The following is a 20,225-nucleotide window of genomic DNA, read 5'->3' as shown; positions in this document are numbered from 1 at the left end:
GTCCTTCTCCTGACGATGTCACGTACGTGCGGCATGGGCTGTTCCCCGTGCTCTGCCGGTCGCGAAGGCCGGCAGAGCACGGGATGTCAGTCAGCCGACATCGAGGTAGTCGACGTTGGGCAGTCCGGCTGCCGTGGTCGGATCCAGCCGGATGGTGTTGCTGCCGGCGTTCAGCGGGACCGTCACGGTCTTGGTCGTCCACGTCGTCCACGCACCGGTGGACTCGAACGAAAGCGTCCCTGCCGTGGCTCCGTTGACGACGAGGTTTGCCGGCCTCGCACCCGTGGTGGCGCCATTGGCGAACCGGATCCCCAGCGTCGCCGTGCGGGCCGTCGCGGAGTTCACGGTGAACTCCGCGACGGCCCCCAGAGCGGGGTCGCCGTTGCAGAACCCGCCGCCGGAATAGCCGGCTTGATTCGAGTCGATCGTGCCCCGGCACTGCGCCGGAGCGGCCTCCGCCTCGTAACGCCCCGGAGGTGCCGGTGTGCCGGCAGAGGTCTTGACGAGTGAGAGCTGGTCGACGATGACGCCGCCCGAACCCGACGCCCGCACGGTGACGGTGGCGGTCCCGCCGGGCAGCTCGATGCCGGTGAGCTCGCGCTTGGCCCAGCCGCTCGACGAGGGGATGCCGAGGGTGCGCTGGCTGCCGTTGGCGCCGGTGATCACGACCTGTCCGGCGCTGCCCCGAGCGTGCAGGGACAGGGTGTAGGTGCCTGCGGGCACCGACTCGATGCGCTGCTCGACGCCGCCGCTGTTGCTCACCTGGAGGGCGAAGCGAGACCCGTTCACCCCACCGTTGACGTTGGTCACCGAACCGCCGAGGTTCCGCCATCCCCGTACGCTGGAGACGATGACGCGGTCGGCCTGGATGTCGGGGTTGAGGATGTAGTTGTTCGCCGGCCCGACGCGCCACTCCCCGGTCGTGGCGTTGAACTGCCACTGGCTCACCGAGTGGAACTGCGGCCGTGCGCCGGTCTTGGTGATCGGCACCCACTGGTTGTACCCGATGCCGTTCCAGGCGAAGTCGGCCCAGCGGTCGCCGGCGTAGAGCACCGTGTTCTGCTTGGTGCCCTTGACCGTCACGAAGAACCCGGTCTGGGTCACGTGGCTGTAGTCCATCTCGGTGCCGGCAAGGACGTACTCGCTGCTGTAGGAGCCCTGGACGTTGCTACTGGTCGACTCATTGACGTAGTTGACAGAGGTGTTCCAGCCGTGCAGGTCCGACGCCGCGTGGTAGTACTTGCCGTCGAGCTTGAACATGGCGTTGCCCTCGCGCCCGGCGCCGCTGCGGATCTGCACGGCCGGCTCGATCCGCAGCGAGTCGGACTCCCGGAACTTGGCCACGAAGCCGCGCGACCGTCCTTCGCGGTTGGAGAAGATCAGGTAGTCCTTGCCGTCCTCGTCGGTGAAGACGGTCTGGTCTCCGGTGCCGGTCGTCGGCGAGTTGGTGATCTGGGTCTGGAAGTAGCCGTAGTCGAAGGTGTCGGTGGGGGAGTCGCCCTGCAACAGCAGGACACCGTGCCCGCCTCCGACGTAGGCCTGGGTGGCGAGCACGTACTTGCCGGTGTTCTCGTTGTACGAGACCCCGAGCCGCCCGACCCACCCCGCCTGACCGAGGGTGGCCCCGTTGTTGATCTTGGTCGAGCGCGTCGCGACGTTGTTCTCGAACTTCCAGTTCACCAGGTCCTTGGAGGAGTACACGGGGACCGAGACGAAGCTGACGTTGCCGTCGTACTTCTTCGTCGGATTGGCCCGGTAGAGCTCGGCGCCGGTGTAGTGCACGCCGTACCAGTAGTAGGTGTCGCCGAACTTGAAGACCCCGCCGCCCTGCGAGTAGATGGGGTTGCCGCTGGTGTCGTTCCAGAAGGTGTTGTTCGTGATGGTCTGGAACGTGCCCTCGTCGGCGGCCTTCAGATCAGCGGCGGCGGTCATCAGTGCCGTCTTCGCGTCGGCGACGTCCGACGTGGGGGCCGAGGAGTCGTCGGCGACCTCGGCCGCGGCGGTCAGCGCCTTGGCGAAGGGCTTCCAGGAGTCAGCCGTGTACTTGGTCGGAGTGCGCGTCTGGTAGTCGGACACCAGGTATTCGAGGCCGCGATCCACCGCCGGTCCAGCAGCGGCCCTCTGGTCCTGGAGCTTCGTTGACTGTGTCTGCGTTGCAGGTGTCTTAGCCGCGGCGGTGCTCGCCGAGAGCGGTGCCGCCAAGGCCACGGACAGCAGGGTGGCGGCGGCTGACTTCCAGTACTTCGAGACGACACGCGATCCTTGTTTCAAGAGGTCACCTTCCGTCATTCTCAAAGGCGCCGAGATCCGGCGCGCTTCCGTTGAAGGGCAGTCCCACGTCGGTGCCCTTGTCGATCAGGGCACTGTTCGCCGCCAGACGCAGGTGGGGCAGCGCGGGCAGACTCCCATCGGTCTGGCGGGGCGCGTCCCAGCCGGACGTCGACACACTCCGGAACTGGGAGTCCGACAAGGGGACGCCGAGGTTCCAGGAGTTGTACGCGGCGCTCGTGCCGCTCATGTTCGACGTCGCCGTTCCGCTGTAGGCGAGGTTGTTGCGCAGGTTGCCCCGGCCGACGGCGGCGCCGCGCGAGTCGATTCCCAGCATGTTGAAGTTGGGGTGGTTCCCGTAGCCGGTGTTGTTGAAGAAGTCGTTGGCCACCGGGTGGTGGTTGGCGTAGAAGCCGGCCGCCTTGTTGAGGAACGCCACCGAGGAGCGGACGGTGTGCTTGGGCGCGTTGGCCTCGTAGTCGCCCCCGTAGCCGCCGGACTTGAAGCCGGCTCCGTTGCCGGAGGGCGTCGTCGTCCCCGGCACGTACCCGTTGCGCCAGGCCCACGAGTTCTCGATGATCACGGGCGAGTAGGTGGAGATGAGGTCGAACCCGTCATCGGCGTTCCACCACGATCGGCAACCCCGGAACACGTTGGCGGCGTGGCCGGCCGGCGCGTAGTGCGAACCGAACCCGTCGGCGTTCTCGCCGGGCCCGTCGTTGCTGCGCAGGTCGTAGTTGTCGTGCGCGTCCGAGTTGAGGACGAGGTTGCCGCCCCCGCCGCTGATGAACAGGCCGGTACCCATGTGGTGGTGGGTGTTGATCTGCTCGAAGACGTCGTTGCTGCCGGAAACCCAGATCCCCCAGGACTCGGCGTTGCGATTGTTGTTCTGCGGAACGCCCTTGACTTCCAGTCCTTTGAGGTGGATCCAGCTGCCGGTGACGTCGAAGCCCTTGATGCGGCAGTGGTCCGTCATCCGCGAGAAGTCGAAGACCGGTTTCTCGCCCGGCTCGGCCCAGTACCGGATCGGGTTGCCCGAGCTGCCGCTCTTGTTCAGGGTGATCGCGTCGACCTTGGCGGTCTGGCTCGAACAGGCGCTGTTCGCGCGGGTGTAGGCGTAGGTGCCGCCCCGGAAGTAGACCGTGTCGCCCGCCGTGGCGACGGCCTGTGCACGGGCGATCGATGCCCACGGGGCGGCCTGCGTGCCTGCCGCTCCGTCGTTCCCGTTCGGGGCGACGTAGTAGGTGTTTCCGGCTGCCGTGGCGCTCGCGGACGCCGGGCCGGGGGCCATGGCGAGGGAACTCGCCGTGACCACCGAGAGCAGGAGGGCAGGGGTGGCGAACTTCGCGGTTCTCACAGTCATCTCCCGAGTGAGGTGATTTCCCGTGTGGCAGTAGGGCTCGTGCCTGCCTGAAGAACTCAGCGCATGTGCGAAAGCTGCTTTTCGAAGGGTGGGACCACGCGGGTGTTTCTTCAGAACTTCATGGCGTCGGCGGCCAGGTTGGCGATGAAGTGGCGCGAGCCGATCAGGAAGACCCCGATTAGCGGGATCACTGACCTGAGCGCTCCGGCGATGACCATCGATGGGTCCTTAGGGGGGCGCCAGGCGCACTTGAGGCAGCCCGGGCCCGAAGTGGTGAACTGGCGGGCGTCCTGTGCGTGGCCGGGTTGCGTGCGTTGGCCATTGGGGGTGGAGTACGGCACGCACGTCGTGTCCACCGGCACCGCGCAGATGCGGACTTCATTCGCTTGCCGGGCAGTTGGCAGCTGAGGGCTCCAACTCGTACGCCGGTCCCGAACCACCGCAACTGTCGAGCCGACCAGCCGTGACTCAACCATGGAGAGGCCTCCCGCCACCACCGATGCGGAGATTGCCCCGCCGGTCGTATCCTCGCCCCGGCCTCCGCCTCCGCCTTCGTCGCACGTCGCGGCCCGGTCGGAGCCAAGCCGGCTCCGCACGCCACCGTAAAGTAGGGACGACTGCGTCCTCGGTCTGCGGCACCACCGTTTGGAGGCCCCCCGCGAACCGACCGGCCTCGGTTCGCGCCCACCGCCGCGTGCTACGTGAGATACGCGGCGAGCGGGAGGTTCTGGCGGCGCACGTCACCGGCGACGAGCCGTGCGACCCGCTGGGCGCCGTAGGTGTCGAAGTGGGTGTGGTCGTTGCAGAAGAAGGTGCCCAGGGGACCGCTGCCTCCGTAGTCGCCGGTGTTCGGGCAGAAGCGCAGACTGTTGTAGAGCGAGACACTGAGCGTCTGCAGGTCGATGACGGGCGCCCTGGTGGCGGATCCGGCGGCGAAGGTCTCGTTGACGAAGCCGCGGTTCTTGGTGGCCGTGCTGCCGGAGCAGGTGATGGCGGCCACCGGGGTGAGCAGCACCGGGTGCGCGCCCCGGGCCAGGGCGGCCTGCGCCATCTGGGTCATCAGCTGTTGGTACCGGGCCGGGCCGACGTGTCGGGGGCAGGTCGAGGAGGAGTCGTTGATGCCGAACTGGATGAACAGGTAGTCGCCGGCCTTCATCCCGGTGCTCGCGTTCAGCATCGCCTGCCAGCGGGAGGAGTACGTGGTGGAGGTGAGGCGGCACTCACCGTCCGAGCCCTTGGTGCTGCTCACGTTCCCCTCGTACAGCCAGGTCTGGATGCTGCGGCCTCCGACGGCCTGGTTCTTGACGGTCACGTCGCTGTTGAACAGGGCGTCGAACTGGCTGCCCCAGCCGACCGGGCACCGGCCGGAGCTTGGGTTGGCCATGGTGGAGTCGCCGGCCAGCCACACGGTGACCGGCGCGGCGGCCGCCTGTGCGGCCGGGGCCTGGGCGCGGGAGGCACTGGTGCAGTTCGTGGCGACGAGGTCCGCCGCGGATGCGGCGCTGACACCGAGGCTCGACAAGGCGATCACGAGCGCGGTGATGAGAATCCGTAAGTTCCTCAACGGGTCCCTCCTTGGGACTGGCGCCGGGCGTCGGTCAGCGCAGGTACGTGGCCAGGGGCAGGCGCTGCTCGCGGATGCTCTGGAGCACCAGCCCGCCCATCCGGCTCGCGCCGTACTGCGAGAAGTGGGTGTTGTCCGTGACACCGTCGACGGATGAGCGCAGGAAGAGCTGTGCGGAGGCGGACGGGCCGAGGGACTCGACCAGCGTCTTGCTCTTGGTGGTCAGATCGATCACCGGCACGTTCTGCGCGGTGCCGACCGAGCGCATCTCGGCGGGCAGGTTCACTCCGACGCCGTTGACGTGCAGCGCTGTGGGCGTGAGCCGGCTGCCGTTGAACTGTCGGCGGACCGGCGGCGTCACCAGGACGGGGACGCCGCCCTTTGCACGGACCTGCGTGATCATGGAGGTGAGGTTGCTCCGGAAGGCTGACGCGCTGGTCTGCTTGTCGTTGTGGCCGAACTGGATGAAGACCGCGTCGTTCGCCTTGACCTTCGGCAGCAGCGCCGGGAAAAGCGCCGAGTTCCTCAGGAAGCTGCCCGAACTCTCCCCCGAGTCAGCGTAGTTGGCGACGGACGCTCCGGGACCCACCGCCGGCGTGATCATCTGGCCCCATCCCGTGTACGGCGCCACGGGCTGGTCGCACACGGTCGAGTCGCCGGCCAGGTAGGCGATCAGCGGCTGGGCTGCCGGTTTCACCGAGACGGCCGACACCTGCGGGTTGGTCCCCGAGAACCGGATGTCCAGACCGGGGTTTCCGGTGCCGCCCTGCCCGGTGGGCTGCCCCTCCGGCTGCCGCACGTTGACCGTGAACGAGTACGTGGCGGCGGCACCGGCCGCCGTCTTCGTGGCCCGAAGCGTCAGGCGCCGGGCCTCCACCCACATGTCGGTCTCGGCGGCACCGGCACCGCCGATGGAGACCGTCACGTCGTAGTTGCCGGGTGAGACCGCGTAGTGACACTTGATCGGCGCGGTGCCGGAACAACCGGCCGGCAGCGCCCGCGTGGCGGCATCCACATGCGCCGCACCGGTGCCGACCAGCGTCGCAAGAGTCAGCAGACCCACTGCTCCCAGCCTGGCCCCGTGTCCTTCGAGGCCTAATGTCATGCCCATTACAATCACCAATCTCAGTCCTTGACCGGAGAGTTGCCCGGGTTGAGGTCCAGGGCCCGTCGCTCAGGCCTGGGTGAAGCCGTTCATGATGGTGGTGGGCCGCTTGGTGGAGGAGTCCCAGGCACCCATGTTGTAGCCGGTGAACGGGGACATGCACTCCGGCTCCCAGTAGAAGATGCCCTGCCCGCCGTTGCCCTTGAGCGCCTTGGTATAGGCGACCAGCGAGGCCTGGGTGGAGGAGGCGCGGTCCACCCGGCCGCCGAACTCGCTCTGCAGGAACGGCTTTCCGTACGCGGCGGAGATCTTCTTCATGTTCGCCACGATCCCGGGGGCGAGGTCGGCGCTGCCGTAGGAGGAGAACACCGACATGTCCCACTTGCCACCGTTCGCGGCGAAGCGGCTGAAGAACGTCGTCATCACGTCGTACTTCTGCGGCTGGGCCAGGTGGATACACACGGTCGAGTTCGGTGACGCCGCTTTGACCTGCTCGTATGCGGCGTTGAGTAGTCCGGTCATCTGCGCCGGGCTGGAGACGCTGCCGACGGGGCGGCAGATCCCGCTGTTGATCTCGTTGCCGATCTGCACCCAGGTGGGGAGCACGTCGTTGTTCCTCATGACCGTCATGGTCTGGTTCACGTACGTGCCCAGCGCGGTGCGCATCTGGCTGTAGCTCATGCTCCGCCACGCCGCGGGCGGGTTCTGCACACCGACGGAGTTCCAGGTGTCGCCGAACATGTAGTCGAGCATGATCGACATCCCGGCGGCCTTGACCCGCTTGGCGAAGGCGGCCACCTCGTTGATGCCGCAGTGCCCGTTGGCCGGGTCGTTGGACGGGTTGACAAAGGTGCGCAGGCGTACGGCGGTGATGCCGTAACCCTTGAGGATCGTCAGCAGGTCCTGGGTCTGCCCGCCGGCGTTCTTCCAGGAGTAGCCGCGCGCCTCCATCTGCGGTGCCCAGCTGATGTCGACGCCCTTGACGAAGCCCGCCGCGGCCTCGGCAGGCGTCTCGAGTTCGGCGAACGCGACGGCGGTGGCGAGGGCCCCGGCGGTGGCGGTGGTGGCTTTGAGCAGGGTTCGCCGGCTGATGCGTCCGGCAACTGGTGTGGGGGGTTGCGGGGACATGGTCGGTCCTTTCCTTCCGTCGGCCGTGGGTGCGGCGTCGCGGTCGGCGGAGAGCGGGTCAGTGAAGAAGAAACTTCCAGGAGCGAGGCGACGCTGGGGGCAACTGACGGTCAGTCCCGAGGAGTTGGTGTAGGGGCGTGCGCTCCGGCCGATGCTGCCTCCCTCGGTGTGGCGACAGCTAAGGCAGGAGTACTTACGAGTGGCACGTGTCGAAGAGGGCGGCCTTGGCATGCCAGGGACGCTCCTACAGATCGGAACTGTGAACCATCACAGAGGTGTTGCGACGGAAGTGTTCAATCGCATCACAACGAACCGGAGGTGCATCACGCAGCTTCTCGATCGGGCACGAAGCTGTCAACCGTCGCTCACCGATCCAGTGGAAGAAGCAGTGCGATCCTGTGGGCGGGTGCTCGCCGTGCCTCGGCTGTGAGCTGTCTGAAACGGCGGGAGTCATACCAGTTCAAGTGCCTTTTCAGAAGGAATACAGCGACGGGGTGGGGCTGCGCACGGGACATCTCGTTGGCCCGCACTCGAACATGCTCGAACAGAAAAAGCCAACAGAGTGCTTGACGGGCTATCAGCGGATTCCTACCCTCGCAGCGAATGGGAGCGTTCCCATGCTGTGGTCAGACCGCCGTCTCCGCGATCTTCACATCACCCCCCACATCGGAGGTCATCGTGACCGACCCGCACCGGCATCCACGCACCGCATCGCCGCCATGGCGAATCCCACGCCGGTCGAGCAAGCGGCTGTTCGGCGGCCTGGCGGCCGCCACCGCATTGGCCCTGTCCGCGCTCACCGGACTGCCGCAGACCGCGCACGCCGCGACCGCGCGGCAGGTGGAACGCCTCGATCGGGGCCTGACCAGCGTCCACACCGGCAGCGGCAACCTGGTGTCGTGGCGGTGGCTGGCCACTGACCCGAACGACGTGGCCTTCAACGTCTACCGTGGCGGCACCAGGCTCAACTCCTCGCCCCTGACCACCTCGACGAACTACTTGGATGCCGGCGCCCCGGACTCGGCCGACTACACGGTGCGCGCGGTGGTGAACGGCATCGAGCAGGCGCCGTCCGAACACGCGCTCCAGTTCCGGACCGGGTACAAGGACGTGCCGATCTCCCCGCCGCCCGGGGGTACTTCACCGGGCAACTCGCCGTACACCTACGAGGCCAATGACGCCTCCGTCGGCGATCTCGACGGCGACGGTGCCCTGGACATCGTACTGAAGTGGCAGCCGACGAACGCCAAGGACAACTCCCAGTCCGGCTACACGGGCAACACGATCGTCGACGGTGTCAAGCTCGACGGCACTCGCCTGTGGCGTATCGACCTGGGTCGCAACATCCGCTCCGGCGCGCACTACACGCAGTTCCAGGTGTACGACTACGACGGGGACGGCAAGGCCGAGGTCGCCATGAAGACCGCCGACGGCACGAAGGACGGAACCGGCACGGTCATAGGCAGTTCCTCGGCCGATCACCGCAACTCCTCGGGCTACGTGCTGTCCGGCCCCGAGTACCTGACGATGTTCAACGGGCAGACGGGCAAGGCGATGCAGTCCGTCGGCTACGTCCCAGCCCGAGGCACGGTGTCGTCCTGGGGGGACTCCTACGGCAACCGCGTGGACCGGTTCCTGGCGGGCACGGCCTACCTGGACGGTTCCCGACCCTCGGTGATCATGGCTCGTGGCTACTACACCCGCGCGGTGATCGCGGCCTGGGACTGGCGGAACGGGCAGTTCACCCGCCGGTGGACCTTCGACTCCAACGCCAACAGCGGCTACGCCGGCCAGGGCAACCACCAGTTGTCGGTCGCGGACGTGGACGGGGACGGCAAGGACGAGGTCGTCTACGGGGCGATGGCCGTCGACGACAACGGCAACGGCCTGTGGACGACGCGGAACGGCCACGGGGACGCGATGCACGTAGGCGACCTCGACCCGTCCCGGCCGGGTCTGGAGGAGTTCAAGGTCGACGAGGACAGCTCCAAGCCGTCCTCCTGGATGGCGGACGCGAGGACGGGCCAGATCCTCTGGTCCACCCCGGCCGGCGGCGACAACGGCCGGGGGGTGTCCGGTGACATCTGGTCCGGCAGCGCGGGAGCCGAGTCGTGGTCGTCGCTCGTGAGCGGCGTCCGCAACCCCAAGGGCGCGGTGGTCGCCAGTCGTAAGCCCGGGTCCAGCAACTTCCTGGCGTGGTGGGACGGCGACACCACGCGCGAACTCCTCGACGGCACCCACATCGACAAGTACGGCACCTCCGGCGACACCCGCCTGCTCACCGGCTCCGGGGTCCACTCCAACAACGGCACCAAGTCGACGCCGTCCTTGTCCGGCGACATCCTCGGCGACTGGCGCGAGGAGGTCATCTGGCCGGCGTCCAACAACACGGCCCTGCGGATCTACTCCACGCCGTACCAGACCAACACGCGGATCACGACCCTCCTCCACGACACCCAGTACCGCACGGCCCTGGCCTGGCAGAACACTGCCTACAACCAGCCCCCGCACCCCAGCTTCTTCATCGGCGGCAACATGCCCACGCCACCCCGCCCCACCGTCGCGCTGCCGAACAGCCTCTGAGCTGGACAACCGACTTCCCTGATGCTTGCGCGAGTTCAAGCATCAGGGAAGGGGTGTGCTTCGGGACAGGATCTGTCGGAGGCGGTCGCACGGGCCGGGCTGAGATCCGCAGCGCGCTCAAGCTCGCCGGATACGTCAACACCGCCGCCGGACGCCGAGCCCACACCGAACGCCCACACGTCCTCACTTTCTATGGCATCACCTGATCAAACGGTGACCCCACCACGACCATCAACGACAGCCTGTCGATTCGCGCTGTCTGGCGACAGGGCACCCGCCTCGCGGCCGCATCCACGCACGGCTCCCGGTGAACCCGCCAGGAGCGACAAGGGCGCAGGCCCCTGGCGTTTGGCCTGGTCGTCCGGAACTGATGAGGGTGGCCGTCGAGGTGGGTGAGCGAGAAGAGGCGCTCCGCACGTCCGCGAAAGTCCGGTAGGCCTCGACCTCGGCGCGGAGCGGAATCATGGTGGCAGGGACCGAGCCCATGTCGAGTTCGGTGGTGACGACGAAGGTCAGCGCCTGGCGCAGCATCGCGGCGTCTGTGTGGGTGTGTGCGTCGATCAGGCCCGGCAGCAGGGTTGCGCCAGCGGCGTCGACGACTTCCACCCCGGTGACACGCGGCCCGCCCACCGAGACGATGACGCCGTCGGCGACGTGCACGTCGACCTGGCCCAGGTTCTTCTCGCCGTCGAACACCTTCGCACCGACGATGACGAACTCGTTCACAGGACTCTCCTCGCAATGCTGGACGTGTACTGGTTTCGGGCTTCACGGCTACGACGTCTGCCGGACCGGCAGGATGGCCGCCGAAGGGTGTTCGGGGGCGTGGTGACCGTCTGTTCGGCTGGGCGGGCGAGGGCGACCCCACGGGGGTCGCCGTTCCGGACGGACTGGGCCTACCGGCCCCGTCGTGCGGGTGGGATGGGAATCGGCTCGGCTCCTGGGACGACGCGGGTGGTCAGGGTGCCGAGTTGTTCGACGGTGACGGTGGCGACGTCGCCGGGTTGCAGGGGGCGGTGGGCCTTCAGGCCTTCGCGACCCCACAGTTCGGCGAGGCAGCCGCCGCCGCAGGTGCCGGAGCCGAGGACGTCGCCGGGGCGGATCTCGGTGCCACGGGAGGCGTAGGCGATCATGTCGGCGTAGGAGAACGCCATGGACGACCAGCGGTCCTGCTCCAGCCGTTCGCCGTTGACGTCGACGGCCATCGCCAGGTCGAACGCGGTGTCGGTGCGCCAGGGTTGCAGCTCGTCGGGGGTGACCAGGACCGGTCCGAGGGTGGTGGCGGTGTCCTTGCCCTTGGTGGGGCCGAGCCGGACCTGCATCTCGGCGAACTGGACGTCGCGGGCCGACCAGTCGATGAGGATGGTGTAGCCGGCGACGTAGGCGTCGGCGTCGTCGGGGTGGATGTCGCGGCCGGTGCGGCCGATGGCGGCGGCGACCTCCAGCTCCAGGTCGAACATCCGGCTGCCGGGCGGTACGGGGACGTCGTCGGCGGGGCCGAGGATCGCGTTCGGGTTGGTGAAGTAGAACGCGGGTGCCTCGTACCAGCGTTCGGGGACGGTCGCGTCGGGTCCGCCGAGTCTGGAGACACCTTCGACGTGCCGTTCGAAGGTCATGAAGTCTCGCACAGTGGGAGGATCGGGGATCGGCGCGCGCAGCCGGAGGTCGCCGACCGCCTGGGTCCCGGCAGGCGCGGCCAGGGCCTGCTCCCCGGCCGCCCGCAGGGTGCCGTCGCGTAGGAGGCCGAGCATCGTGACGCCGCGGCCCAGGGGATGGACCTGGTCGTGGTGGAGGACGCCGACCGATCACCGTCGTCGTCGGCGTAGGTCACGAACCGCACAGTCGCGCTTCCCGTCAGACGGAGGTGTGCATTGGGCGGCCGAGCCAGGCGACCGCGTCCCCGAAGGCGGCGATCACATCAAGGTCCCGGCCGGCGTGGTCGGCGTAGGCGCGGTGCAGGTTGAGCACGATCCGTTCGGCGTCGCCCCAGTCCGTGAACTCGCCCAGGTCGACCTGGCGGGCAGCCTGCAGGGGCGTCAGACCCCGGGAGAGCCCGTCCTGGGCGGTGTCGAGGATGAGCCGGTAATAGCGGCGGTGCTCGTCCAGGACCCGGGTGATGCCGGTGCCGGTGAGGACCGGGCCGTGGCCGGGGACGATGACGTCGGACTGCAGGGACTCCAGCCAGTCGGCCGCGGCGAGGGCCCCGTCCACCGAGCCCATGAAGACCAGCGGGGTGAGTCCGGCGAACACCAGATCGCCGGCGAACAGCACGCGTTCTTCGGGCAGCCAGGCGATCAGATCTCCGGTGGTGTGCGCCGGGCGGCCGGGGTGCAGCAGCTCGATCCGCCGACCCGCGACGTGCAGGGTGAGTGCGGAGCCGGCCGAGATGTCGGGAAGCCTGCGGGTCACCGGTCCCCAGTCCGGGACCGGGTTCCACAGCGGTGGGCAGCCGTCGATGACCGGGTCGGCCTGAAGCCCTTCCCGCATCCGGCTGTGCCCGACGATCACTGTCGTGGAGGGGAGGAGGCTGTTGCCGTAGGTGTGGTCACCGTGCTGATGGGTGTTCACCGCCAGCCGGACGGGCGCCCCGCCGGTGGCCGTGTCCACGGCGTCGAGAAACCGGCGAGTGCGAGCCGCCGTGGCACAGGTGTCGATCACCAGAACCCCGTCGTCGCCGGCCACCGCGCCGGCGTTGTTGACCCACCAGGTCCCGTCCGGCTGCACCCAGGCGTGGATCCCGGGAAGCAACTCCTCGAGTTCCGCCGGGTCCGCTGTGGGAGGAGGAGCGGGGTTCGTGTCCGGGGTGTCGGTCATGACCTTGCCTGTCCGTCGTCCTTCACGGTGGCGACGCGGCTGCGACCGTGCTGTTCGTACGTGGCGAAGCGCATGGCAGTCCTTGGGAGTTGGGTGGGGTGACGCAGGCCGGGGGCTCGGTGGCATGGCAGGCGGGGGAGTGCGCCGGGCCCCCGGTGTCAGGGGGTCAGACCGGCGGAGCGACGAAGACGCCGCGGTCGACGTCGTTGAGCATTTCCTTGGCGACCATCCGTTCATCGGGTTGGACGTGCCCCACTGGTCGGCGTTCTCGGGCTTCGCCAGGTCGTAGATGTGCGGGTGCCAGGTGTCCTCGTCCAGCTTCTCGAGCTCGGTGGTGTACTCCGCTCCTCGTCCCAGCGCTCCAGGACCGCGAGCGTGGTCAACGCGGGTTCGTCCAGCGCCGTACGCAGGTCGAGCGCTCGGCCGTCCAGGGCCACGAGGCCCGGGAACCTGGTCTCGCCCGCTTGCGAAAGGACGCCGATGGCGAACGCTCCGGAGAAGGGGACGAAGGGTGCCGACGCGGCTGTAGATGTCACGGAGACGTCCTCCCGCTTGCGGTCCCACCTAATCTGGCCCGTAGATCGCAATCAGGGAAATCGATTTCCTATATACAAGAATCCAGTCGGTGAATACTGGTGGGGCCGGCTCCGGAATAGCGACAGGGCCCTGTCGTTGCTCGGGTCGTCCGGTTTGATCAGGTGATGCCGTAGAGGGTGAGGACGTGTGGACGTCCGGTGTGGGCTCGGCGTCCGGCGGCGACCACGGCAGGCGCGGTCCGGTGCCCGCGAGTCCAGGTGGCGGTCTCGGCGGCACTTGCGTGCTCGGCGGCTATGCCGGTGATGGCGTAGAAGGTCTCGCTGGATCACTTCTTCGCTCGCTAGAGACGGCGGCGGCACTGGATGCGCGGGAGTGGGGCGGCGTGCGGGAAGATCAGGCCGTCGATGGTGACGACCTGCACGAGACGTCGTTCGTGGCGGCCGTGGCCCCCGTCGTCGTCGCGGTGAGTCACGGGGATCTTCTTTTAAGCAGAGCGTGGAGCTGACGGGCCTGGCCGCGCTGGTTGTTCTTGACGGTCAGCAGGTAGTGGGCGCCACGTTCGTGCAAGTAGGTGGCGTGGTCGCGTTGGGCGGGCAGGGCATCGGCGGTGACAACCGTCCCGGCGAGATCGGGGCGTCGTCGACCTGATCGTGCAAGGGGCGCAAACTCGGGAATTTCGTTGGCCTTCGGGATCTTGCGGGAGGCGAAGGTGATGCCGTCGCCGTTGCGGACGGCGGACAGCACGAAGACCCGGCTGCCGTCCGGTCGGCGTGCGCCGCGCTGGCACTTGTCGTCCACCGCGATCGCCCGGCGCCGGGGACGCACCGGTTCGGCACGGGTGGCGGCCCGGTGACCCCGGCACTGCTCGCGCTCGGTTCCGCCGTCGGGCATGAGCGGCTCCGGCAGGCGGGAAGGCGCGGACCCGGCCGCAGGTGGTCGTAGCCAGCCGCGCTTATTTCGCCCGGATCCGGACGCCCCAGGATGCAACGCAGGACCTTCTCGCTCGGAACTCGGTAGCGGCCCCGCAGCGGGTGGTAGGGCAGGCCGAAGGCGGCCAGTTCCTTGGGGTGGCACGTCGGCATCACTCCGCCGCTGCCGTGATGCAGACCTGGCCCGCTGGCGTCATCGCGCAGACCACCAGGGCCAACAGTGAGGAGAGCCTGTAGCGCACCCCAACTCACCCCACGCGGATCGGTGACCGACTCGAACTGGGCGACCAAGTCCGAACTTGATCTCGTACAGCGGGCGAGCCGAGAACTTCCGTGAGGGGCGCCGGAGATGCGGGAGTGGCGTCAGAGAATGATGAGGGAACGGACACGGCACCTTCGTGGACCTTGAAGCGCGGAGAACCCCATGATCCACAGGTGCCGTGTTCACCTGCTTCCAGACCTCATCCTCAACGCCAACCGCCCCAAGTGAGGCGAGCCAGGCACTCGCCGGGGCCCTGGGGTACCCGCCGCCGATCGTACGAGGGCAGGCCGGTGTCCTGGGGCTTGAACCGGGCCCTGCGAGATCGCAGGAACGGAGTTCGGCGCGCCGGTCAAGTCCGGCAGACACCTCGTCGCCGGTCGCTACAGGTGAGGACATCGCTGTCCTCCGGTTGTCACACGTGCTCCCCGATGCGGAGCAGCGAGCTTCTCCGGCTGGTGGGCGCGCAGTTGATGAGATCGCACACCGTGTGGCATCGCCACCGGGCCCCAACCGCGCGCCCACGAGGTACGTACCCGTCGCCGGGACTCGGGTGCTGCTATGTGCCGGACGGAAGGCCGGCGCCGGCAACGCTACTGCTGACGCCGGTCATGATGGCGTTGATGATGCCCTGCTGGGTGACCGTGAGGGAGCGCCGGTTGAACAGCCCGAACCCGTACCGATCGGTTGCACCGTTGTCCCAGTAGATGGAGGCCGCGCCGTACTTCTTGGCGGTGGCCGCGACGGCCCGTGCGAAGTCCGCGCGATACCTGTTGTTCGACGAATCGAAGGATGACTTGTCGATGGCGCCGTATTCGCCCACCACCACCGGATACCCCTTCGTGACGAACACGTCGCGCATCGTCTTGAACTGCGCGTCCAGATAGTCCTCCTGGCCCCAGGTCGAGGTCCTCGACGGGTTGGTCGCTGCCCGGCCCCACTGCGTGATGGTGCCGCTCTCCTCTCCGGCGAAGTCCCACGGGCTGTAGTGATGAACGGAGATCATGATCCGCCGCTCACTTGCGGGAATGGAGGAGGAGCGGTACTGGTCGGACGGAAGGGCGAAGCCGTAGTTCCCCGCGGTGTAATCGATGTTCGTGTTCCAGCCGGCCACGAGCAGCCACCTCGAACTGTTGTTGCCGCCCGTCTTCCGCACCGTGTCCACGAAGATCTGGTTGTAGCTGTTGATGTTCGAGTAGCACGGTTGGGTCGGGCGGCCGTACTGCCCGTCGAACTCCTCGTTCATGGACTCCAGGATCAGGCGCTGGTCGTAGTTCTTGAACCTGTTCGCGATCTGCTGCCAAGCCTTCTCGTACTTGGCCTTGATCGTCGTCTGGGAGGGGGAATCGCAGATCAGCCAGGAGCCGTTGACGCTCTTGTACCCGTCGCCGTGCATGTTGATCAGCACATGCAGGCCTCTGTTGTAGGCGTAGTTGACGACTTCTTGGACTCTGTTCAGCCAGGCTGCGTTGATCGTGTAAGTCGGGCCGGGCCCTATGGCTCCCAGGTAGGAGACCGGAATCCGGATCGTCTTGAACCCCGCCGCCCTCACTTTGTCGATGAGGGCCTGCGTCACCGTCGGCTGGCCCCACGCTGTTTCGCTGGGGTATCCGTTGGTGGTGGCTTCGAGTTGGTTCCCCAGATTCCATCCGGCGCCCATGTCGGCCACGATCTGAGAAGCGCTTGACTGTGCCACGGTCTCGGCCGAGGCCTGATGCGCCGCGCCGTACACAGATGCGGCAACTGTCAACAGGACGGCAAGGAAAGTGACTCTGATCTTCCCTGCTAGTGAAACCATGTGCTTTCCTCTCTTGCGTCCTTGAGGGTGTTGGGCCCCCAAGTGGATCTATCTGTAGGAGTGGGAGCGGCCGCCCGCTGTTCGGGTGGTGGTGTCCGGCCTGGAAACGTGCACAGCAGATTGCGCGGCGGCTGACCTCGCGGGCGTCCTTGGGTGGCCACGCACCCTCCACGGCCCGGATGCGCGGCGATCGCGGCGGACGCGCGCACCCGGGCCGTGTGGTTGCTCCTCAGCTCAGGACGGATTCCCAGGTGGTGGAGGAGGTGGCGTCGGCGCGAAGGCGGCCGCGGGCCCCGGTGTCGCCGTAGAGCCTCCACCGCATCCAGTCCACGGAGGTGTTGACGGTGCGGGAGTCGCCGAAGTAGTTGCTGTGCCCGGCGCCGCGGAAGGTCAGGAACGCCTTTCCGGCGGGCAGTTCCCGGTACGCCTGGCGGGCGGAGGAGATCGGGCACGTTCCGTCCCGGTCGCCGTGCGTGAACAGAACCTTGGCGCGGACCGACGGGCTCGGGTTGCCCATGTCCACACAGGACATGGGGATCGCGCGGGTGATCCGTGCGTCCGGCCAGGCCGTGAGCAGGCCGTGGGTGGTCATGCCGCCCATCGAGTGGCCGGAGACACCGACTCCGACCGCTGTGTTGATGTGGCCGGCCAGCGGGTCACTCGCCGTGCTGAGGGCGAGGGTCCGGGTGATGACCTCGGAGACGTCCTTGGACTGGTTGCCGTTGTAGACGTCCTGGCCACTGAGGTTGGCGAAGTGGGGGGCGGGGACGATGAAGCCGGCCTCGGCCAGGGGGCGGATGATCGCCAGGGAATTCTGCGGGCTGCTGCTCAAGCCGTGAATGAACCCGCAGACCGGGAAGATGCCTTGGGCGACGGGGGCGTTGGTGACCGGGGAGTCACCGGGGGCGCCGGTGGCGAGGTAGTAGACGTAGGTGGTCCACCGGCGGCTGCCGCGGCTCCAGGCGTACTGGCGCACGCCGACCGCGAACCGCTGGGTCGGGGCTCCCGCCCGCGCGGTGGCACCTGCCTGGCCCGTGCCGAGCAGGGAGATGCCTACGCCAGCGGCTCCGACCGCGCTCAGGATCAGGAAGCTACGCCATTGCATGGTCATGAAGACTCCTGGTGTGGGGGTGCGGAGCGCTGCTCGGTCAGGCGCCGGGAAGAGTCGTCGCTGATGCCGCGGCGGTGGGGCTGACCCAGGTGGTGGGGGGAGTGGTCGTGGGGGCGGTCAAGTCGGCGAATCGCGCACGGTGGAGGACGTTCCGGTCCTGCCCGCGGTGGTCATCGGCGTGGTGTGGCCTTGTCTGCAGAGACGCGGCGAGCCGCTGAACACCGGCCGAACCGTGACTCATTGTGGGAGCGGTCTTCCGCGCCCACCTGCCCGCCTGTCTGATGGGGAGGCGTTGATTCTGCGGAAGCGGCGCAGGGGTGCCTCTCCTTCCACTCGTCGTGTGCCGCACCACTGGGAGCGTTCCCACCTGTCCTGCAACAGGTACATTCCCGATCGGGCGCCGATCTGTCAATCATTGGCGCCCAACTCTGTTGTCTTCGACGCTGATTCGACAGATCGCAGGCGCTGGAGGCACCGTGTGACGTCTTCGAATCTCGCCCGATCACACTCGCGGCGGCCTGTTGTCAGCTGTGGCCGACACCCGCACTCATGCCGGCGATCGTATGGGCCCTGATGTCGGGGTGCGGCCCCTGCGCGAATCGGGTCACTACGGAGCGGACATGGTCCTGGGCCGGCTGGAGCAGTCCGTCGTACACCGCGACGCAGACTTCCCGCGCCCGCGACCGGGGCCAGTCGGGCGGCAGCAGACCGATGGGGAGCAGCGGGTCCAGAATGGGGAAGTGCCGGTAGGCGTGCATGACCTCGGTCCGTGCGCGCACCGCGTCGGCACCGGTGACACGGTCGGTGCTGATGTGCGGAAGCAGGCCGCTCCAACGGTCGATGAAAGCCCGGTAATGCTCGGCGATGCCGGGCAGGTCCCACGCCTCGACCGGGTTGCGGTCGGCCTCCGTATCCAGTTCCTCCTGCCGCGCGCGGAACACGGTCACCGCTCCCCGCGCCAGATCGGCCACCTCGATCCGCCCCTTGGGGGTCAGGGGGTGCGGCGACACCCAGAGCGCGTCGTACAGCGGCGCGAATCCGCGCCACCGCAGCGCGGTGCGCAGTGCGCGCCGCCGCGTGCTCTCCTGTTCCGGGACGGAGAAGGCGATCAGTGTCCACCGACCATCCCATGAGTCGGGTTGGGTGGTGAACGTGGCGATCGAACTGGCGCCACTCCACAGATCGACGGCGGCCTGCGTTGTCAGCCGGTAGGAGCTGTACCGCCCTTGTCTGCTGCTCTCCAGCACCCCTCGGCGCATCAGCCTGCTGATCGTCGTACGGGCGGCGCCCGCGGTCACGTTGAACTCTCCGAGCAGTGCCACGATCGCCGCCGACGGCAACCACGCCCGGACGGGGAACGTGTAGTCGGCGATCAATGTCACCGTGAGTCCCTGCGGCGATACGTCGCTTTGCCAGCCGGGCGACCGCACAGGACCGGCGGCACCGTCACCCTCGTCGGAGAAGATCTCCTCGAGGTGGGACAGGTTCGGCAAGGTCGGCTCCGGCGCGGTGGACAGGGTCGGCATCACTGTAACCGTTGTGGAATCGCCGGGTGCAGCTCCGCCGCGATTGCTCCACCAGGCGCGATCTCCGCGCGCAGCCGAAGGCGCCCCGGCAGCGCCCAGGTGTGTAACACCGGTGCACTTGGAGGGCGACGGCAGCGAACAGTCGTCCTTGGCTCCGTACTTGCGGGGGATGCAGCGCGTTGGGCGATGTGGGCGTTCGTCATCGTCAATGTGGTTGTCGTCGAGGTGCTGTTCCTCAGCGCCGGGTCGGGCAAGAACGAGGTGCTGGCCGTCGCTCTTCGTGACGAATCGTCACTACGGCGAAGTGGAGGCGGCCTGGACAGTATCGACCCGGCGCAAGGTCACCGAGGTTCTGGAACTATTTGGGGCCATGCGCGTACACGCGGATGCGCTCCACGACGGCTGCAGCTCCAAAGGTGAGAGACGGCGGCAGTCCGCGACCAGTTCGGCAGGACGGCCGTGAGCGTTTCGTGATGCTGCATCAAGGCTTGGGCCAGGTGGCCCAGGTGGCCCAGGATGCGCAGGCGGCGCAGGCCGCGTGAGGCGACGGTCGGCTCCGGGTCGAGTTCGTGCAGGAACCGGCGTAGCTTGTTGCCGATTGCGGTGCGCTGGGCCACCGGGCCCCGTTGGTCCAACAGCTTGATATGCCGACTCGGGCCGTCCAGGCATGCCTTGGGCCGGTCGGGCTCGCGCGGAGCGACCCGGGCCACCGCCTCGGCATCGATCGGGTCGGACTTCCCGCGCTCCCGGGCTGAGCGTCGTGCGCCGGCCATCAGCCGGGTGTGAACCCGCACCACCGCGTGCCCACTGCCCAGCAGGTCGGCCTCGCACCGGCGGGTCATGTGGCGTCAGTCCTCGACGCGCCGGTGCCTGTGGCATCAACGGGTGAAAGGTGACGTAGGCGGGGCCGTCCTGCGTTCGAGCGGGCAATCAGAGCCGCCATCGTGCTCGTACGTGTCTGGTACTTCCTCGCTGCCGTTCGCAGGCACTTGCGTCTACGGCGATCGCAGCAGCCGGAGGGGTGCCTCTATGTCCTTCGTCAAGGCACCCCTGTCGGGGGTGGGGTCATTCGGTCTTGCTGGGCTCATGCGGCGAGCTCGACGTCCGCGGGCGTGCGGGGTTCGTAGAAGGTGCCGTCTCGGAGCATGGCGAACAGGACGTTGATGCGTTGGCGGGCGAGGCGGAGGAGGGCCTGGGTGTGGGTTTTGCCGCGGGCGCGTTGCTTGTCGTAGTAGGCGCG

Annotated in this window: 13 protein-coding genes and 3 pseudogenes; 1 reads left to right on the top strand and 15 read right to left on the bottom strand. The window is 67.9% G+C overall.

The annotated features are described in order from the left end of the window. Positions 1–90: 90 nt before the first annotated feature. The 5 genes from P1P75_RS21020 to P1P75_RS21000 all read right to left on the bottom strand — a co-directional run bounded on the left by P1P75_RS21020 (position 91) and on the right by P1P75_RS21000 (position 7,428). The gene (locus P1P75_RS21020) at positions 91–2,289 is read right to left on the bottom strand and encodes a family 43 glycosylhydrolase (protein ID WP_319257590.1); all 2,199 of its coding nucleotides are present in this window, start codon (positions 2,287–2,289) and stop codon (positions 91–93) included. Beyond that, entirely contained in the window at positions 2,276–3,631 is a 1,356-nt protein-coding gene (locus tag P1P75_RS21015; RefSeq protein WP_319257588.1) for a right-handed parallel beta-helix repeat-containing protein, read from the bottom strand. The genes P1P75_RS21020 and P1P75_RS21015 overlap by 14 nt, the downstream gene beginning before the upstream one ends. Positions 3,632–4,328: 697 nt before the next feature. Continuing rightward, the gene (locus P1P75_RS21010; protein ID WP_319257586.1) at positions 4,329–5,195 is read right to left on the bottom strand and encodes a GDSL-type esterase/lipase family protein; all 867 of its coding nucleotides are present in this window, start codon (positions 5,193–5,195) and stop codon (positions 4,329–4,331) included. A 34-nt stretch (positions 5,196–5,229) separates the two neighbouring features. Further along, a complete protein-coding gene (locus P1P75_RS21005) occupies positions 5,230–6,258 on the bottom strand; it encodes a rhamnogalacturonan acetylesterase (protein ID WP_319257584.1) in 1,029 nt (342 codons plus the stop codon). A 111-nt stretch (positions 6,259–6,369) separates the two neighbouring features. Further along, complete coding sequence (locus P1P75_RS21000) at positions 6,370–7,428, bottom strand: glycosyl hydrolase 53 family protein (protein ID WP_319257582.1); 1,059 nt, start codon at positions 7,426–7,428, stop codon at positions 6,370–6,372. Positions 7,429–8,190: 762 nt separating this feature from the next. Between P1P75_RS21000 and P1P75_RS20995 the strand changes: the two genes are divergently transcribed. Further along, the gene (locus P1P75_RS20995; protein ID WP_319257600.1) at positions 8,191–10,011 is read left to right on the top strand and encodes a rhamnogalacturonan lyase; all 1,821 of its coding nucleotides are present in this window, start codon (positions 8,191–8,193) and stop codon (positions 10,009–10,011) included. 231 nt (positions 10,012–10,242) lie between these two features. On the opposite strand, the gene P1P75_RS20990 is transcribed toward P1P75_RS20995, so the two are convergent. From P1P75_RS20990 to P1P75_RS20945, 10 genes and pseudogenes are all read right to left on the bottom strand, one after another. After that, positions 10,243–10,737 carry a hypothetical protein gene (locus P1P75_RS20990; protein WP_319257580.1) on the bottom strand — a complete coding sequence of 165 codons (495 nt, stop codon included), beginning with the start codon at positions 10,735–10,737 and terminating at the stop codon, positions 10,243–10,245. Positions 10,738–10,907: 170 nt separating this feature from the next. Continuing rightward, entirely contained in the window at positions 10,908–11,762 is an 855-nt protein-coding gene (locus P1P75_RS20985; RefSeq protein WP_319257578.1) for a fumarylacetoacetate hydrolase family protein, read from the bottom strand. A gap of 103 nt (positions 11,763–11,865) precedes the next feature. Further along, the gene (locus P1P75_RS20980) at positions 11,866–12,825 is read right to left on the bottom strand and encodes an MBL fold metallo-hydrolase (RefSeq protein WP_319257576.1); all 960 of its coding nucleotides are present in this window, start codon (positions 12,823–12,825) and stop codon (positions 11,866–11,868) included. Positions 12,826–12,991: 166 nt separating this feature from the next. Beyond that, a pseudogene (locus tag P1P75_RS20975) lies at positions 12,992–13,167 on the bottom strand (oxidoreductase); the annotation flags it as partial. A gap of 352 nt (positions 13,168–13,519) precedes the next feature. Further along, positions 13,520–14,680, bottom strand: a pseudogene (locus tag P1P75_RS20970) (transposase family protein). 429 nt (positions 14,681–15,109) lie between these two features. Then, complete coding sequence (locus tag P1P75_RS20965; protein WP_319257574.1) at positions 15,110–16,348, bottom strand: glycoside hydrolase family 5 protein; 1,239 nt, start codon at positions 16,346–16,348, stop codon at positions 15,110–15,112. A 229-nt stretch (positions 16,349–16,577) separates the two neighbouring features. Further along, positions 16,578–17,459, bottom strand: a complete 882-nt coding sequence (locus tag P1P75_RS20960; RefSeq protein ID WP_319257572.1) for an alpha/beta hydrolase — start codon at positions 17,457–17,459, stop codon at positions 16,578–16,580. 524 nt (positions 17,460–17,983) lie between these two features. Continuing rightward, entirely contained in the window at positions 17,984–18,985 is a 1,002-nt protein-coding gene (locus P1P75_RS20955) for a PaaX family transcriptional regulator C-terminal domain-containing protein (RefSeq protein ID WP_319257570.1), read from the bottom strand. A gap of 341 nt (positions 18,986–19,326) precedes the next feature. After that, positions 19,327–19,827, bottom strand: coding sequence for a hypothetical protein (locus P1P75_RS20950; RefSeq protein ID WP_319257568.1), 501 nt, complete (start codon positions 19,825–19,827; stop codon positions 19,327–19,329). A gap of 242 nt (positions 19,828–20,069) precedes the next feature. Then, positions 20,070–20,225, bottom strand: a pseudogene (locus tag P1P75_RS20945) (IS110 family transposase); the annotation flags it as partial.

This window comes from Streptomyces sp. ID05-39B, from assembly GCF_033794725.1.
GTDB lineage: Bacteria > Actinomycetota > Actinomycetes > Streptomycetales > Streptomycetaceae > Streptomyces > Streptomyces bobili.
Note: the sequence above shows the minus strand (reverse complement) of the source record. Positions and strands in the feature narration are given on the sequence as shown.

What these genes read in the sequence shown, in the direction of transcription:
- P1P75_RS21015 (WP_319257588.1), bottom strand. Translation starts at nt 3,631, where the DNA reads ATGACTGTGAGAACCGCGAAGTTCGCCACCCCTGCCCTCCTGCTCTCG.
- P1P75_RS20965 (WP_319257574.1), bottom strand. Translation starts at nt 16,348, where the DNA reads ATGGTTTCACTAGCAGGGAAGATCAGAGTCACTTTCCTTGCCGTCCTG.
- P1P75_RS21020 (WP_319257590.1), bottom strand. Translation starts at nt 2,289, where the DNA reads ATGACGGAAGGTGACCTCTTGAAACAAGGATCGCGTGTCGTCTCGAAG.
- P1P75_RS21000 (WP_319257582.1), bottom strand. Translation starts at nt 7,428, where the DNA reads ATGTCCCCGCAACCCCCCACACCAGTTGCCGGACGCATCAGCCGGCGA.
- P1P75_RS20960 (WP_319257572.1), bottom strand. Translation starts at nt 17,459, where the DNA reads ATGACCATGCAATGGCGTAGCTTCCTGATCCTGAGCGCGGTCGGAGCC.
- P1P75_RS20980 (WP_319257576.1), bottom strand. Translation starts at nt 12,825, where the DNA reads ATGACCGACACCCCGGACACGAACCCCGCTCCTCCTCCCACAGCGGAC.
- P1P75_RS20955 (WP_319257570.1), bottom strand. Translation starts at nt 18,985, where the DNA reads ATGCCGACCCTGTCCACCGCGCCGGAGCCGACCTTGCCGAACCTGTCC.
- P1P75_RS20985 (WP_319257578.1), bottom strand. Translation starts at nt 11,762, where the DNA reads ATGCTCGGCCTCCTACGCGACGGCACCCTGCGGGCGGCCGGGGAGCAG.
- P1P75_RS20950 (WP_319257568.1), bottom strand. Translation starts at nt 19,827, where the DNA reads ATGACCCGCCGGTGCGAGGCCGACCTGCTGGGCAGTGGGCACGCGGTG.